The organism is Nocardioides hungaricus (assembly GCF_054782915.1).
In genome coordinates this window covers 13,683-28,384 of the sequence record NZ_BAAGRO010000026.1, presented here as the reverse complement: position 1 = coordinate 28,384, position 14,702 = coordinate 13,683, and the positions used below count along the sequence as shown (strand labels likewise).

Sequence of the window (14,702 nt, the reverse complement as noted above, 5' to 3'; positions counted from 1 at the left end):
CCACGAGGGCTTGCCGACGATCATGAACGCCGATCGGGCTCCGGTCAAGCGGCCGGGGACGCCGGTGGGTTGCCGGGGTCATGGTGACGGCCGTGGTGGCCGTGGCGGCGGTCCTGGGCGTGCTGGCCGCACTGTCGGGCCGCGCGGCTGATAGGCGTGGGCGTGGCAGTCGCCGCAGTGCCGGTGTTGCTGGCACTGATCCAGGCTTTCGACGGCCGCAGCGGTGGAGCTGATGTGCCGGCGAGCCGAAGCTCCACCGGTGTCGCGTCGTTCGACCCCAGCCGGCGTCTCGGCGTGGGCGCGGCCGGGTCCACGCGACCTGGTCGTGCGTGACTCGATGTCACGATCGCGGAACATGTCGACGCTCAAATGGTGGCAGAACCGTACCGTTTTCGGTACTGTTGTGTATCTGAAAGGAGGCTCGTCATGACTTACCGCGACCTGGTCCGCGACATCGCGTTCGACCAGTACGGCTACGTGACCACCAAGGACGCAGGCGACCTGGGTGTCCCTGCTGTCGAGTTGCGGAAGCTGGCGGCCCGCGGAGCGCTGACGAACCTCGCCTACGGCCTGTATCGCTTCAACGAGGTGCCTGCTGGGGCGCACGACCAGTTCGCCGAGGCGCTTCTTCGAGTCGGCGAGGGTGCGTACTTGATGGCAGACGCAGTCCTTGCGCTTCACGACCTAGCCCAGGTGAACCCTCGCCGTATCCGGGTGGGTACTGCGCACCGGACCCGGGCCGATCTGCCTCGGTTCGTCGAGGTCGTCGAGCGGGATGTCCCGGAGGACGAACTGACGATCTACGAAGGGCTGCGGAGCACGACCGTGGCGCAGGCCCTGCTTGACTGCCGTGGTCTGGTCATGCGCGAGCGGCTCCGCGACGGCGCTCGCGCCGCATGGCGCAAGGGGCTGCTCACTCCAGCTGAGCGCACCCGTGTCCGTCGAGGGCTCACGATGAAGGAGAAGGCAGCTTGAGCGAGACCGGCTCGTCCCAGACGCTTCCGCTTCGGAGCTACGCGGACAAGGGCCTTCCGCGGAGCGAGCGGGACCTGAACGTGCGGCTGCGCAACTGCCTCGACACCAAGAATCCCGCGGTCGAGCGTCGGATGCGGGTCACGCTCGCGAACGTCATCGTCGGGCAGATGCTGCCGGAGAGCGCAGTCAAGGGCGGTACGGCGATGAAGGTCCGCCTCGGTCACGATGGGAGCCGGTTCACCCCGGACCTCGACACGGCGCGCAAGTCGACCGTCAAGGACTTCCTGGCCGAGTTGGAGGCGAACCTCGAGAAGGGCTGGAACGGCTTTCAGGGCAAGGTTGTCCCGCGACCGGCGCCGAAGCCGGCGGGCGTGCCAACGGACTATGTCATGACGCCGTACGAGGTGAAGCTCACCTATCACGGCAAGGGCTGGCACACCGTCACTCTTGAGCTCGGGCACGACGAGATCGGCGACGCCGACGACCCTGAGTACGCTCTCGCGGAAGACATCATCGCGTGGTTCGTCGCACTGGGTCTGCCGGCGCCGAAGCCGATCGCGGTGATGCGCGCCGACCACCAGATCGCACAGAAGCTTCACGCGTGCTCAGGCCCCGGTTCTGAGCGGGCACACGACCTCGTGGACCTGCAGCTCATCATGTCGGCGGCTGCGCCCGACCTGGTGCAGGTCCGCGAGACGTCGGTTCGGCTCTTCACTTACCGGCAGGGTCATCCGTGGCCACCGACGGTCGCCGAGGGCGAGGAGTGGGCCTCGATCTACGCGGAGGCAGCCGACGGCCTGGATGTCCTGTCCGATGTCGACGCCGCCGTCATCTGGGTGAACGACCTGGTCGCGGCGATCGACGCCGCCGGCTGACCGGCTGCCCTCCGACCGTGGCCGCGGGCGGCCGGGAGCGTCATCGTCGCCGCGGTCCGATGCACGGACCAGGTCGAATCCGTACATCCCTCGTGGTCAAGACACCCGGCGAGACGGCCGGTTCGGCGATCGGAGCCCTGCCGGTCAGGTGTCCATGCCCGCGACGAGCCAGTCGCCGTCGACCTGCTGCATCGTGATCGTGACCCAGTTCTTGTAGACCTGCGGCTGCTTGACCTGCTTGTTGGTGCGCGACTGGTTGACCAGCACGAACACCTCGACCCGGTCGTCCCCGGCGCGGACGATGCCGGACCGGATCAGCTCGGCGGTCAGCACCGTCTCGGTGGACGGCGCGTTCTGCGCGATGATGCCGGCGAAGAGCTTGTCGTACTCCTTGCGGTAGTCGCCGGTGAGGTACTGCTGGGCGGCGGCCCGGGACTCGTCGAGGCTCTTGGCGTCGTAGGACAGGATCGGCACGACCGCGCGCTCGGCCGCCGACTGGGCGGCCGCGGTCGCGTCCTCGACTGCGCTGTCGGACGGCTTGGCGAGGTAGACCCAGGTCGCGACGCCGGCCACGACCAGGACGGCGACGGCCAGCCCGATCAGCAGCCAGGAGGGCACGCCGCGGCGCTCGCGGGTCGGCTCGGCCACCACCGACGCCGGCGCCCCGGCCTCGGGTGCGGGCTCCACGGGAGCCAGCTCCGCGTCGTACGCCGCCCGGCGATCGGCGTCGAGCAGCACCTCGGCTGCCTGGTTGAGGGTGGCGAACCGGCGGTCGGTCGGGTCGAGGTCGGCGATCGCAGTGCGCCAGGCGGTGCGGACCTCGTCCGCGGAGGCGTCCGGAGCCACGCCGAGCAGGTCGTACCAGCTCGGACTGTGCTGCGGGGTGGTCACGAGCCCGCCCCCGTCACCGGCGCGTAGTCGTCGACCAGCCACTCCCCGCCGGTCTTGACCAGGTCGACCTGCCAGCGCAGCACGTCCTCGCCGGCGGCGATCCGCTTCGCGGGGTCGTCGGGGCTCTTCGGGTCCGGATAGCTGCCGGTCAGGCCGGCCGCCACCAGCGCGACGGCGGAGTCGTCGTCGATCTGCTCCACCCCGACGCCGAACACCTCGGCCTCGCGGGAGTAGCCGGCCTGGGCCACGGTCTGCTCGGCGATCGGCAGGCCCGAGGACTCGAAGTCGGCGGCGAACTTCGGGGTGATCACGGCGTCGACCCGCTTCTGATAGGCGGTGAGGCGCGACTGGTCGTCGAGGTCGTCGGGGCCGTAGGTGTTGAGCCGCAGCACGAACTGCCGGGTCTGCGACATCACGGTCTCGCGCTCGGACTGCAGGTCGTCGGCCTCGCCGCGGCGGTCGGCGAGCAGCCAGACCAGGACGCCGGCGGAGGCGAGCAGCAGCGCGACGAGGACGACCAGCAGCACCAGGCGGAACGTGGTGGAGCGCGGCGTACCGTCAGTCCCGGCGGTCGTCACCGCGCCAGGGGCTGGAGGAACAGCCACTTCCACGACTCCTCTCCGAAGGACTGGGGAGCCAAGGTACCGGGCTGCGCCAGCGACGGGTCCACCCGCGCGCCCCAGCGCAGCCTGCCGGTCCCCGGGTCGTACGACGCCACCGGTGCCCGGTAGGCCGCGCCGGGCCGGGACAGGTTCTGCGGGCCACGGGCGTTGCTCTGCGTGATCGGCTCGGTGCAGCCGGCCTTGACGTTCATCGGCCGGTTCGACCCGTCCTGCGGCGGCCGGGTCTCGGTGCCCTCGTAGCCGCGGTGGCAGACCGGGTTGTCGGTGATGACCATGCCGAAGTGGGCGTCGTAGAGGCCGGTGTCGGGAGACTTCGAGACGACCGTGAAGCCGCCCTCCACGACGTACGGGTAGATCACCAGGATCTGCTCGATGCCGGGCAGGTTCTTGACCACGATCTCGCCGGTGGTCACCGCGTTGTTGAGCAGCGCGCCGAGGTCGACCTCGTTCTGCTCGAGGAAGGTCCGCAGCTGCGTCGCGGTCGCCGAGCCCTGGTCGATCACCTCGCGCAGCGCCTTGTCGGAGCCGGCGAGCGTGCCGCTGAACAGGCTCAGGTCGCGGGCGAAGGTCCGGATCGCGCTGGCCTTGTCGACCTGGCTCCGGAGGACGGTGTTGCTGTCGCGGATCAGGGCGGTCGTCAGCTCGAAGTTCTGGTCGGCCGTCTCGAGGAAGGAGTTGCCGGTGTCGATGATCCGCTGGAGGTCCTTGCCGGTGCCGCCGAACGCCTGCCCGAGCTCGTCGACGGTGGTGCTCAACGCCTGCTGGTCGACCGAGGAGACCGTGTTCGAGATGTCGGTGAGCAGCTTCTGGGTGGGGATGGGCGTGCGAGTGTCGTCCATCGCGATCTCCGAGCCGTCGGAGAGGTACGGCGCCGTGTCGGTCTTCGGCTGGAGCTCGACGTACTGCTCGCCGACCGCGGACCGGTTGCCGACCACGGCCAGCGTGTCGGCCGGGATGTCGTCGTAGCCCTTCTCGACGTCGAGGTAGACGTCGACGCCCCCGTCGGTCAGGACGAGCTTCTCGACCTGGCCGACCCGGACGCCCCGGTAGTTCACCTCGCCCCCGGCGAAGATGCCGCCGGAGTCGGCGAAGTGGGCGACGACGGTGTAGCCGGAGTCGACGAAGATGCGATCGAGCCGGGCGTAGCGGGCGCCGACGTAGCTGACGCCGAGCAGCGTGATCGCGACGAAGACGAGCAGCTGGATGCGGGTGCGGCGGGTGATCACTGCGTCACCATCCCCGGGACGAGGAGCCGGACGAGGGCCGGGTCGAAGGCACGGGTGAGCTGGCCCATGGTCGGACCGCGTGGCGAGGCCGAGAGGTCCGCGGGACCGACACCGGCGCGGTTCAGGCCGATCAGGTCGGTGAGGCCGCCGAGGACGCCGCCGGTGGGCAGCGGGAGACCGGGGTTCGGGAGACCGGGCACCTGGCTGAGCGCTCGGCAGACGACCGAGTCCTCGTACCTCTTCCGCAGGCAGGCCTCGCGCAGCTTCAGGATGCCCTCGACCGACGCGAGCAGCTTCCTGCAGGGCTTGCTGGTGAGGTCGCCGCTGCGCAGGCACCGGGTGAGGCGGTCCAGGACGACGGTCGGGTCGATGTTGCTGGGCAGGATCGGCGGCAGCGACGTGGGCGCGCCGGTGATGCCGCCCGAGGCGTCGATGTCGAGCTGGATCGACAGGTTGGTGTAGTCGCCCATGTGCAGGTTGCGGGCGACCTGCGGGTCGCGGCCGACGACCTCGTCGACGAACGGGTAGGTGAGGAAGACGTTGAACGACTTCACGAACGCGTCGCCGGCGTTGCCGAGCTCGGTGAGCACCGGGTTCAGCTGCTCGAGCGTGTCGATGGTGCCCTGCTTGGACGCCTGGATCACCCGGACCCCGACGTCGCCGAGCTCGCTGAGTTTCCGGAGCATCCGCACGAGGTCGCCGCGCTGCTGGTCCAGGGACTCCAGGGCGCTGGGCAGCTCGTCGAGGGCGGCGTCGATGGAACCCTGCTGTCTGCGGACCGAGACCGCCAGCTGGTTCACCGACTCGATCGCGTCGACGATGTCCTGCTTGTTCCGGTCGAGCTGGCCCATGAAGTCACGGACCTGCACCAGCACCGAGCGGGCGGTGCCCTCGCGGCCCTCGAGCGCCTTGTTGAGCTCCGAGGAGATGGTCTTGAGCTGCGCCACGCCACCGCCGTTGAGCAGCAGGCTCATCGCGCCCAGGACCTCCTCGACCTCCGGGTTGCGGCCGGTGCGCTCGAGGGAGATCACGGCGCCGTCGGCGAGCGGCTCGGGCGACGACCCGGTCTCGGGCGCCTGGAGCGACACGAACTTCTCGCCGAGGAGGCTGGTCTGCCGGATCTGCGCGATCGCGTTCGCGGGCAGCCCGCTGTCCTCGGGGATCTCCATCGTGACCACGGCCGTCTCGCCGTCGAGGTCGACGTCGGTGATCTTGCCGACGCTCACGTCGTTGATCTTGACCGTCGACTGCGGCACCAGGTCGAGGACGTCGGCGAACTCGGCCGTGACCGTGATCGGGTCGTCCACGTCGGTGCCGCCTGGCAGCGGCAGCTGGTAGACGTCGAGGCTGCAGCCGGTGAGGAGGACGGCGCCGGCGAGCAGGGCCACGAAGGCGTGCAGGAGCCTCATCGGTCCACCCCCACCAGGCCGCCGAGCGTGCGGTCGTAGACGTCGCCGCGGGCGCCGGCGCCGTTCGTCCCGGGCCGGCCGAGGGCCTGCTGCACCAGGCCGCACAGCGCACCCGAGTCGTCGGCCTGGCTGAGGAAGCCGCACAGCAGCGAGGACGGGTCGGACTGGATCTGGTTCACTACCTCGCCGAGGTTGGCGTTCGTGTCGAGCGTGCCGGCCTGCGGGTTGTAGGTCAGCGCCAGGTTGTTCAGCGCCAGCGGCGCGGCCCGGAGGATCTCGTTGAGCTCGTCGCGACGCTTGACCAGCACCTCGGAGACCCGTCTGAGGCCCGAGATGTTGCGGCCGAGCGCCTCGCGGTTGTCCCGCACGAACGTCGACACCTGACCCAGTGCCGTGGCGAGGTTCTCCAGCGACGCGGAGAGCTCCCGGCGCTCGCCGGCGAGCATCGAGGAGACCTGGGCGAGCGAGTCGTTGAAGCGGCGTACGGTCTTGTCGTTCCTCGCCAGCGCCCCGATGAAGCCCTCGAGCTCCTTGGCGGAGCCGAACAGCTCCTCCTTGTTGTCGTCGAGCGTGGCGCTGAGCCGGCTGAAGTCCTTGATCGTCTGGTTGAAGCGGGCGCCCTGACCGCCGAAGTTCTCGGCCGTGGTCTCGAGCAGGTCGCTGAGCGCGCCGTTCCTGTTCGCGCCGGTCGGGCCGAGCGCGACGGTGAGGTCGTCGAGGCTGGCATAGATCTGGTCCAGCTCCAGGGGTACGGCGGTGCGGTCGGTGCCGAGGGTCGCGCCGTCGGCCAGCACGTCGCCGCCGGTGTAGACGGGGGTCAGCTGGATGAACCGGTCGCCGACGATCGACGGGGCGATGATCGCGGCCTTCGCGTCGGCCGGGATCTTCACGCCGGCGTCGTAGGACATCGTGACGACCACGTCGGTGCCCGACGGCGTGACCGTCTCGACCTGGCCGACGGCGACCCCGAGGACCCGCACGTCGCTGCCCTCGTAGATCGAGATCGTCCGCGGGAAGCTCGCGGTCAGCGTCTTGCGCTCGTCGCCGCCGAACATCACGACGGCGGCCGCGACCAGCAGCAGCACGATGACGGCGGGCACGATGGCGCGCTTGAGGATGCTCATCGGGCGGTTCATCCCACGCCACCTCCGCTCCGCACGTCGGGCACCGGCGGCATGTTCTGGATGTAGGTGTCGAACCACGGGCCGTTGCCGAGCGTGCTCGCGAAGACCCGGTAGAACGGCGCCATCAACCGCAGGCTGTTGTCGAGGTTGTCCTCGTTCTTGTTGAGGACGGCCACCACGTTCGCGAGGCTCTCCAGCGCCGGCTGGAGGTCGGCGCGGCTCTGCCGCACCAGCAGGGTCAGCTCCTTCGACAGGCTCGTGGTCGACGTCAGCAGCTTGTGCACCGCGTCGCGCCGGGCGACGAGCGCGCGGAACAGCACGTCGGAGTCCTTCATCAGCGCGACGATGTCGTCGTCGCGCTCGCCGAGGACGCCGGAGACCCGCCTCAGGTTCTTCAGCAGGGTGTTGATCTGCTCGTCGCGGGCGGCGAGGTTCGACGACAGGTCGGAGACGCCCCGCAGCGCCGAGCGGAACTCCTCCGGGGTGTTCCGGGTCAGGTCGGCGAGCGTGGTGAGCGACTCGGCGAGCCGGTCGGTGTCGATCCGCTCGGAGGTCTCCGCGAGGCCGGAGAACGCCTCGACCACGTCGTACGGCGAGCTGGTGCGCTCGACCGGGATCTCGGAGCCCTCGTCGAGCTGCCCGTCGCCGGCCGGCTCGAGCGCGAGGTACATCGCGCCCAGCAGGGTCTTGACCTTGATCGCCGCGCGGGTGTCGGCGCCGAAGCCGGAGTCCGTGTCGATCCGGAAGGCCACCCTCACGTGGTCGCCGTCGAGCTCGACCGCGTCGACCTTGCCGACCCGGACGCCGGCGATCCGCACCTCGTCGTTGGCCTTGAGACCGCCGGAGTCGGAGAACGCGGCGTAGTAGGTGTCGCCGCCACCGATCAGCGGCAGGTCCTGGGCGCGGAAGGCGGCCAGGATCAGCAGCGCGATCACGGCGAGGCTGGCCGCCCCGACCACGACGGGGTTGCGCTCGCGGAAGGGGGTGCTCATCGGGGTCCCCTCGAAGTTGTTCGGGGGAGCGGAGCGGAGGAGAAGAACTTCGTGGGGTGGTTCATCGGGGTCCCCTCGAAGTTGTTCGGGGGAGCGGAGCGGAGGAGAAGAACTTCGTGGGGTGGTTCATCCCAGATCACACCTGGGGCTGCCGGTCTGGTACTTGACGGGCACGGACTGGCCGCCGGGCAGCCGGATCCGGCCCTGGAAGTCGCAGAGGTAGAAGTTGAACCAGGAGCCGTACGCCGCCGTCCGGCCGACCTTGTTCAGCTTGATCGGCAGCACCTGCAGCGCGCGGTCGAGCTCGGCCTTGCCCTCGTCGAGGTTGCCGGCGACCCGACGCAGCTGCTTGATGTCGGAGACGAACGGCACGCGGATGCCGGAGACCAGGTCGGCGGTCTGCGCCGAGAGCGCGGAGATCTGGTCGAGCGAGCCGAGGATCGCCTGACGGTCGTTCGCGAGCCCGCCGACGAAGGTGCGGAAGGTCGTGATCAGCCGGCTCAGCTGGACGTCGCGGTCGCCGAGGTCGTCGAGCACCTGGTTGAGGTTGTCGACCAGGTCGCCGATCACCTGGTCGCGCGCCGCGAGCGTCGTGGTCACCGAGGCGGTGCTCCGCAGCAGGCCCTCGAGCGTGCCGCCCTCGCCCTGGAAGACCTGGACGATCTCGTAGGAGAGCTGGTTGACGTCGGCCGGCGACAGCGCCTGGAAGAGCGGCTTGAAGCCGTTGAAGAGCACGGTCAGGTCGAGCGCCGGGGTCGTCCGCGACACCGGGATGGTCGAGCCGGCCGGGAGCGCGTCGGAGCCGCCGATGCCGTCGGAGAGCGCGATGTAGCGCTGGCCGACCAGGTTGCGGTAGCGGATCGCGGCGCGGGTCGCCTCGCTCAGCCGGGTCGACTCGTCCACGGTGAAGGTGACCAGCGCCCGGTTGCGGTCGACGATGTCGACGCCCTTCACGGTGCCGACCTTGACGCCGGCGACCCGGATGTCGTCGCCCTTCACGACGCCGGTGGCGTCGACGAACACGGCCTTGAACTCGTTCTTGGGCGAGAACGAGATGTTGCCGATGGTGATGACGAGGAGGGCGGTGGCGAGGGTGGTGACGACCATGAAGACCACCAGCTTGGCGAGGTCGCCGGCGGTACGCCGGTCGAGGACCTTCATCGCAGCGACACCTCCGCCCCGCGGGCCATCGGGCCGACGAGCAGCAGGCCCAGGTCGGGTACGTCGCCGGCGCTGACGCCGAGGGCGGGGCCGAGCAGCGACCGCAGCAGGTCGCTCTCGGCGGAGCTGCCGGGGGCGCTGCGGAAGTACCGGTTCGGGACGACGCGCGAGGTGCCCTTGCCGGTGGGCTCGTCGACGCCGTCGTCGAAGTCGGGCTGGTGGCGGACCGGGTTCTGCTGCGACCACGGCGGGTTCGGCAGGTTCAGGCAGTTCGGGCCGCGGTCCTCGCCGAACCGCGGCTTGTCCTGGGGGCCGTAGGGGCGCGGCTGGTTCGGCAGCGTCTCGAGCACGATGTGCAGCTTGAAGCCGCGGAACGCCTCGGCCTGGAGCTTGCCGGCTCGGACGATGCCCCTGGTCAGGCAGGCGTACTCGGGTGCGTACTTGGCGAACACGCCGAACTGCTCGTCGCCGATCTCGCTGAGCCGGATCAGGTTGTCGCCGTTGTCCTCGAGGAAGCCGCGGGCGGTGTCGGAGAAGGAGGACACGTCGGTGAAGAGCGCGTTGAGCTTGGCCTCGCGATCCTCGAGCGTCCCGGTGGTCGTGACGGTGTCGTCGAGGATCTGGGCGATCTGCGGCATGACCTGGGCGTAGGTGTCGGACGCCCGGGCGGTCAGCCGGAGGTCCTCGATCAGCCGCGGCAGCTGCGGGTTGAAGCGCTTGAGGTAGCTGTCGATGGTCTCGAGGTTCTCGCCGAGCTGGTCGCCGCGGCCCTCGAGCGCGGTCGCGATCGCGTTGAGCGTCAGGTTGAGGTCGGCGGGCTGCACGGTGCGCAGCAGGGGGTAGAGGTCGGAGAGGACCTTCTCCACCTCGATCGCGACGTCGGTGCGCTCGATGGTGTCGCCGGCCCGGATCGCGTCGGGCGCCGGATCCTCGGGGATCTGGAGGGCGACGTACTTCTCTCCGAACAGCGTCTTCGGCACGATCGAGCCGGTGACGTTGGCCGGGATCGTGCTCGTCTGGTCCGGGTAGAGGCCGAGCGTGAGCTTCGCGCCCTCGGCGTTCGCGTCGAACCCGAGCACCTCGCCGACGATCACGCCGCGGATCTTCACGTCGGCGCGCGCGGGCAGCTGCAGGCCGATCGTCGAGGTCTGCAGCGTCACCTCGTCGTACTCCGCGAACTTCTTGGTGAAGACCGCGTAGGTGAACCACACCCCGGCGAGCAGCAGCAGGATGAAGGCCACGCCGAGGAGCTTGTGGGCGGAGTTCAGGCGCACGCGTCGATCACCCCGCCAGCCGGACGGTGGTGGTGGCACCCCAGATCGCCATCGAGAGGAGCAGGTCGATCACGTTGAGCGCGACGATGCTGGTGCGCACCGCCCTGCCCACGGCCACGCCGACGCCGGCCGGGCCGCCGGACGCGGTGTAGCCGTAGTAGCAGTGGATGAGGATCACCGTGACGGCGAAGACCAGCACCTTGCCGAACGACCACAGCACGTCGCCGGGCGGCAGGAAGGCGTTGAAGTAGTAGTCGTAGGTGCCGGTGCTCTGCCCGAAGAACTGGGTGACGGTGAGCCTCGTGGCGAAGTACGACGCCAGCAGGCCGACGACGTAGAGCGGGACGATCGCGATCAGGCCGCCGATGATGCGCGTGGTCACCAGGAACGGCAGCGACGGGATCGCCATCACCTCGAGCGCGTCGATCTCCTCCGAGATCCGCATCGCGCCGAGCTGCGCGGTGAAGCCGCAGCCGACGGTCGCGGCCAGCGCGATGCCAGCCACCAGCGGGGCGATCTCGCGGGTGTTGAAGTACGCCGAGACGAAGCCGGAGAACGCCGCGGTGCCGAGCTGGTTCAGCGCGGCGTACCCCTGGAGCCCGACCTCGGTGCCGGTGAAGAAGCACATCGCGGTGATGACGCCGACGGTCCCGCCGATGACGGCCAGCGCGCCGGAGCCGAGGGTCACCTCGGCCAGGATGCGCAGGACCTCCTTCTTGTAGCGCCGCAGGGTGCGCGGCGTCCAGGCGAGCGCCTTGATGAAGAACGCGAGCTCCTCGCCCAGGCTGTCGAGGGTCCTCAGCGGCCGGTCGTAGACGGCGCGGATGTTCGCCACGGCGAGGCCCCTACCCCGTCTTCGGCGGGACGAGCTGGAAGTAGATCGCGCTCATCACGAAGTTGGCGACGAACAGGAGCATGAAGGTGATGACGACGGACTCGTTGACGGCGTCGCCGACGCCCTTCGGGCCGCCCGCGGCGTTCATCCCCTTGTAGCAGGCGACGACCGCGGCGATCAGGCCGAACACCAGCGCCTTGACCATGCCCTGCCAGATGTCCGGCAGCTGCGCGAGAGCGGTGAAGCTGGCGATGTAGGCGCCCGGTGTGCCGTCTTGGAGGACGACGTTGAAGACGTAGCCGCCGGCGACGCCGACGACGCTCACCAGGCCGTTGAGGAACAGCGCGACGAGCATGCAGGCGAGGACGCGGGGTACGACGAGGCGCTGGATCGGGTCGATGCCCAGCACCATCATGGCGTCGAGCTCCTCGCGGATCTTGCGGGCACCGAGGTCGGCGGCGATCGCCGACCCGGCCGCGCCCGCGATCAGTAGCGAGGTGGCGATCGGCCCGGCCTCCCGGACCACTGCGAGGACGGCGGCGGAGCCGGTGAACGACTGGGCGCCGAACTGCTTGATCAGGCCGCCGACCTGGAGGGCGATCACCGCGCCGAACGGGATCGCGACCAGCGCGGTGGGGATGATCGTCACCGAGGCGATGAACCACGCCTGCTGCAGGAACTCCCGCATCTGGAAGGGCCGCCGGAACACGCCGCGCCCGACGTCGAGGCCGAACGCGAAGAGCTTGCCCGCGGTCCCGACGGGCGCGAGCGCCCGGCTCGCGGTCACGGTGGCCATCGGGGCATCAGCCTCCGGTGACCATGGACATGTTCTGCTCGAACGAGCCGGCGGGCGGGGTGATGCCGTTGTCGCGGCACCAGGCACCGGGCTCGCGCTGGCTGCGCCGGGCGATGCCGTTGGAGGGCTCGAGCTGGAGCGGGATCGGCGGGAGCGGCGGCAGCTCCTGGTCGCGCTCGGCCTCGAGCTCGTCGGCGTCCTTCTCCTCGGACATGCCGATCGGGCCGACCCGCTGGGCGTTGAGGAACTGGCGGACCACGGGCTCCTCGGAGGAGAGCAGCATCTCGCGGGGGCCGAACATCGCGAGGTGCCGGTGGTAGAGCAGGCCGATGTTGTCGGGGACGGTCCGGGCGGTGTTGATGTCGTGGGTGACGATGAGGAACGTGGCGTCGATCTGGGCGTTCAGGTCGACGATGAGCTGGTTCAGGAACGCCGTGCGCACCGGGTCGAGGCCGGAGTCCGGCTCGTCGAAGAGCACGATCTCGGGCTCGAGGACGAGCGCGCGGGCCAGGCCGGCGCGCTTGCGCATGCCGCCGGAGATCTCGCCGGGCAGCTTGTCCTCGGCGCCGATGAGGCCGACCAGGTCCATCTTCTCCATGACGATGTCGCGGATCTCGGACTCGGATTTCTTGGTGTGCTCGCGCAGCGGGAAGGCGACGTTGTCGTAGAGGTTCATCGAGCCGAACATCGCGCCGTCCTGGAACAGCACGCCGAACAGCTTCCGGATCTCGTAGAGGTCCTTCTCCGAGCAGGTGGCGATGTCGGTGCCCTCGATGACGATCGAGCCCTGGTCGGGCTTGAGCAGGCCGATCAGGGTCTTGAGGAAGACGGACTTGCCGGTGCCGGAGGGGCCCAGCATCACGCAGATCTCGCCGGCGGGGACGGTCAGGGTCACGTCGCCCCAGATCAGCTGCTTCCCGAACGACTTGCTGAGGTGCTCGACCTTGATCTCAACGCCCATCGATCCCGCCCTGTCCCTCCGTCGTCTGCGCGTCCGGCTCGGCACCCGGGCGCACCCGTCACGCTCTCCCGTCTCCCACCTGACCGGTACCAACGCGACGGTTGCCGCGAAGTTACGCGCGAGTTTCCTTCCCCGGCGCCCAGCGGCGTACACCTCCGAGGACAGACGGTCTGGACGTCCTCGGACCTCCGCCGGGAACGCCGCGAGGGGCGGCCCACCCGTCCGGGTGGACCGCCCCTCGTGCGGACTTCGGCTGCGTTCAGCCGGGAGACGTCACTTGAGGGTGACGGTGGCGCCGGCGCCCTCGAGGGCCTCCTTGGCCTTCTCCGCGACGTCCTTCGCGACGTGCTCGAGGATCGCCTTGGGGGCGGACTCGACCAGGTCCTTGGCCTCCTTCAGGCCGAGGGAGGTGAGGCCGCGCACCTCCTTGATGACGTTGATCTTCTTCTCGCCGGCCGACTCCAAGATGACGTCGAACTCGTCCTGGGCGGCAGCGTCGTCGCCGCCGCCGGCGGCAGCGGCGCCACCCGCGGCGGGGGCCGCGGCAACGGCGACCGGAGCGGCGGCGGTGACGCCGAAGGTGTCCTCGAACTGCTTCACGAACTCGCTGAGCTCGATCAGCGTCATCTCCTTGAACGCGTCGAGGAGCTCGTCGGTGCTGAGCTTCGCCATGGTGGCGCTTCCTTCCGTGTGGGTCTTGCTTGTCGTTGATGTCCTACGAGGGTGGAACTGGTTTCGACTCGATCCTCGACGGCTACGCGTCGCTGCCGGCTCCACCTGCGAGGATCGAGGGGTCCTGCTCGGCCTTGGCCTGGAGCGCACCCGCGAGGCGGGCGGCCTGGGCGATCGGCGCGTTGAGCAGGTAGACGGCCTGGCTGAGCGACGCGAGCATCGCGCCGGCCAGCTTGCCCAGGAGCACCTCGCGCGACTCGAGGTCGGCCAGCTTGGCGACCTCCTTCGCGTCGAGAGGCTTGCCGTCCAGGACGCCGCCCTTGATGACGAGGGCGGGGTTCGCCTTGGCAAAGTCACGCAGACCCTTCGCGGCCTCGACGACGTCGCCGTTGATGAAGGCGATGGCGGTCGGTCCGTTGAGCAGGTCGTCGAAGTCCGAGATGCCCGCCTCGGAGGCGGCGATCTTGGCCAGCGTGTTCTTGACCACGGCGTAGTTGGCGTTCTCGCCGAGGGAGCGCCGCAGGTCCTGCAGCTGCTTCACGGTGAGACCGCGGTACTCGGTCAGCACGGCGCCGGCGCTGTCGTTGAAGGACTCAACGATCTCAGCGACGGCCGCCTGCTTGTCTGCCCGCGCCATGGGTCTCCTTCCGGTGGTCGACCACCGTGCCCGGCCCGGAGAAGACGAACGCCCCGAGCGCAGGGCTCAGGGCGTGGATGGATCCGAAGGATCCCGCTCTGTCACCTGCGCTGGCCGTCCGCGTCTCCGCGGAGCCTTCGGTCGTGCTGCTGGCGCAGCCCGACAACCGGCGGTCTCTGGTTTCGAGCGGAAGACTACGCGTCCTTCGCGCACGCACCAAATCGATCGTCGTACCCCTCAAATGCCGAGTC

15 protein-coding genes are annotated in these 14,702 nt (G+C 69.6%); 2 read left to right on the top strand and 13 right to left on the bottom strand.

The window, feature by feature from the left end; translation table 11 throughout:
- Window positions 1–426: 426 nt before the first annotated feature.
- Together ACYVKX_RS11185 and ACYVKX_RS11180 are read left to right on the top strand one after the other, a co-directional pair.
- The gene (locus ACYVKX_RS11185; RefSeq protein ID WP_460832058.1) at window positions 427–975 is read left to right on the top strand and encodes a type IV toxin-antitoxin system AbiEi family antitoxin domain-containing protein; all 549 of its coding nucleotides are present in this window, start codon (window positions 427–429) and stop codon (window positions 973–975) included.
- 131 nt (window positions 976–1,106) lie between these two features.
- Window positions 1,107–1,850: a nucleotidyl transferase AbiEii/AbiGii toxin family protein gene (locus ACYVKX_RS11180; protein WP_460832358.1), complete on the top strand. Its 744-nt coding sequence runs from the start codon at window positions 1,107–1,109 to the stop codon at window positions 1,848–1,850.
- Between the two features lie 144 nt (window positions 1,851–1,994).
- Here ACYVKX_RS11180 and ACYVKX_RS11175 read toward each other — a convergent pair whose 3' ends face one another.
- The 13 genes from ACYVKX_RS11175 to rplJ all read right to left on the bottom strand — a co-directional run bounded on the left by ACYVKX_RS11175 (window position 1,995) and on the right by rplJ (window position 14,451).
- Complete coding sequence (locus ACYVKX_RS11175) at window positions 1,995–2,741, bottom strand: J domain-containing protein (RefSeq protein ID WP_460832055.1); 747 nt, start codon at window positions 2,739–2,741, stop codon at window positions 1,995–1,997.
- Window positions 2,738–3,319 carry a hypothetical protein gene (locus ACYVKX_RS11170; protein ID WP_460832052.1) on the bottom strand — a complete coding sequence of 194 codons (582 nt, stop codon included), beginning with the start codon at window positions 3,317–3,319 and terminating at the stop codon, window positions 2,738–2,740. Before ACYVKX_RS11170 ends, ACYVKX_RS11175 begins: the two co-directional genes overlap by 4 nt.
- Complete coding sequence (locus ACYVKX_RS11165) at window positions 3,316–4,590, bottom strand: MCE family protein (RefSeq protein WP_460832050.1); 1,275 nt, start codon at window positions 4,588–4,590, stop codon at window positions 3,316–3,318. Before ACYVKX_RS11165 ends, ACYVKX_RS11170 begins: the two co-directional genes overlap by 4 nt.
- Window positions 4,587–5,999, bottom strand: coding sequence for an MCE family protein (locus ACYVKX_RS11160; protein WP_460832046.1), 1,413 nt, complete (start codon window positions 5,997–5,999; stop codon window positions 4,587–4,589). The genes ACYVKX_RS11165 and ACYVKX_RS11160 overlap by 4 nt, the downstream gene beginning before the upstream one ends.
- On the bottom strand, window positions 5,996–7,123 hold the full coding sequence (locus ACYVKX_RS11155; protein ID WP_460832044.1) for an MCE family protein: 1,128 nt from the start codon (window positions 7,121–7,123) through the stop codon (window positions 5,996–5,998). The genes ACYVKX_RS11160 and ACYVKX_RS11155 overlap by 4 nt, the downstream gene beginning before the upstream one ends.
- 8 nt (window positions 7,124–7,131) lie before the next feature.
- Entirely contained in the window at window positions 7,132–8,115 is a 984-nt protein-coding gene (locus tag ACYVKX_RS11150) for an MCE family protein (protein ID WP_460832042.1), read from the bottom strand.
- A 126-nt stretch (window positions 8,116–8,241) separates the two neighbouring features.
- Window positions 8,242–9,276 (bottom strand): MCE family protein, encoded by a 1,035-nt coding sequence (locus ACYVKX_RS11145; protein WP_460832040.1) that lies wholly within the window; start codon window positions 9,274–9,276, stop codon window positions 8,242–8,244.
- Window positions 9,273–10,550, bottom strand: coding sequence for an MCE family protein (locus ACYVKX_RS11140; protein ID WP_460832038.1), 1,278 nt, complete (start codon window positions 10,548–10,550; stop codon window positions 9,273–9,275). The genes ACYVKX_RS11145 and ACYVKX_RS11140 overlap by 4 nt, the downstream gene beginning before the upstream one ends.
- 7 nt (window positions 10,551–10,557) lie before the next feature.
- Window positions 10,558–11,385 carry an MlaE family ABC transporter permease gene (locus ACYVKX_RS11135; RefSeq protein ID WP_460832036.1) on the bottom strand — a complete coding sequence of 276 codons (828 nt, stop codon included), beginning with the start codon at window positions 11,383–11,385 and terminating at the stop codon, window positions 10,558–10,560.
- Window positions 11,386–11,395: 10 nt separating this feature from the next.
- Window positions 11,396–12,181 carry an MlaE family ABC transporter permease gene (locus ACYVKX_RS11130; RefSeq protein ID WP_460832034.1) on the bottom strand — a complete coding sequence of 262 codons (786 nt, stop codon included), beginning with the start codon at window positions 12,179–12,181 and terminating at the stop codon, window positions 11,396–11,398.
- Between the two features lie 7 nt (window positions 12,182–12,188).
- A complete protein-coding gene (locus ACYVKX_RS11125) occupies window positions 12,189–13,142 on the bottom strand; it encodes an ABC transporter ATP-binding protein (RefSeq protein ID WP_460832032.1) in 954 nt (317 codons plus the stop codon).
- 273 nt (window positions 13,143–13,415) lie between these two features.
- The gene (gene rplL, locus ACYVKX_RS11120) at window positions 13,416–13,814 is read right to left on the bottom strand and encodes a 50S ribosomal protein L7/L12 (RefSeq protein ID WP_460832030.1); all 399 of its coding nucleotides are present in this window, start codon (window positions 13,812–13,814) and stop codon (window positions 13,416–13,418) included.
- Between the two features lie 82 nt (window positions 13,815–13,896).
- Window positions 13,897–14,451, bottom strand: coding sequence for a 50S ribosomal protein L10 (gene rplJ, locus ACYVKX_RS11115; protein WP_460832028.1), 555 nt, complete (start codon window positions 14,449–14,451; stop codon window positions 13,897–13,899).
- Window positions 14,452–14,702 lie beyond the last annotated feature (251 nt).

Coding starts and splice junctions, on each gene's coding strand:
- ACYVKX_RS11130 (WP_460832034.1), bottom strand. CDS start 12,181: ATGGCCACCGTGACCGCGAGCCGGGCGCTCGCGCCCGTCGGGACCGCG.
- rplJ (WP_460832028.1), bottom strand. CDS start 14,451: ATGGCGCGGGCAGACAAGCAGGCGGCCGTCGCTGAGATCGTTGAGTCC.
- ACYVKX_RS11160 (WP_460832046.1), bottom strand. CDS start 5,999: ATGAGGCTCCTGCACGCCTTCGTGGCCCTGCTCGCCGGCGCCGTCCTC.
- ACYVKX_RS11150 (WP_460832042.1), bottom strand. CDS start 8,115: ATGAGCACCCCCTTCCGCGAGCGCAACCCCGTCGTGGTCGGGGCGGCC.
- ACYVKX_RS11185 (WP_460832058.1), top strand. CDS start 427: ATGACTTACCGCGACCTGGTCCGCGACATCGCGTTCGACCAGTACGGC.
- ACYVKX_RS11145 (WP_460832040.1), bottom strand. CDS start 9,276: ATGAAGGTCCTCGACCGGCGTACCGCCGGCGACCTCGCCAAGCTGGTG.
- ACYVKX_RS11155 (WP_460832044.1), bottom strand. CDS start 7,123: ATGAGCATCCTCAAGCGCGCCATCGTGCCCGCCGTCATCGTGCTGCTG.
- ACYVKX_RS11180 (WP_460832358.1), top strand. CDS start 1,107: ATGCGGGTCACGCTCGCGAACGTCATCGTCGGGCAGATGCTGCCGGAG.
- ACYVKX_RS11125 (WP_460832032.1), bottom strand. CDS start 13,142: ATGGGCGTTGAGATCAAGGTCGAGCACCTCAGCAAGTCGTTCGGGAAG.
- rplL (WP_460832030.1), bottom strand. CDS start 13,814: ATGGCGAAGCTCAGCACCGACGAGCTCCTCGACGCGTTCAAGGAGATG.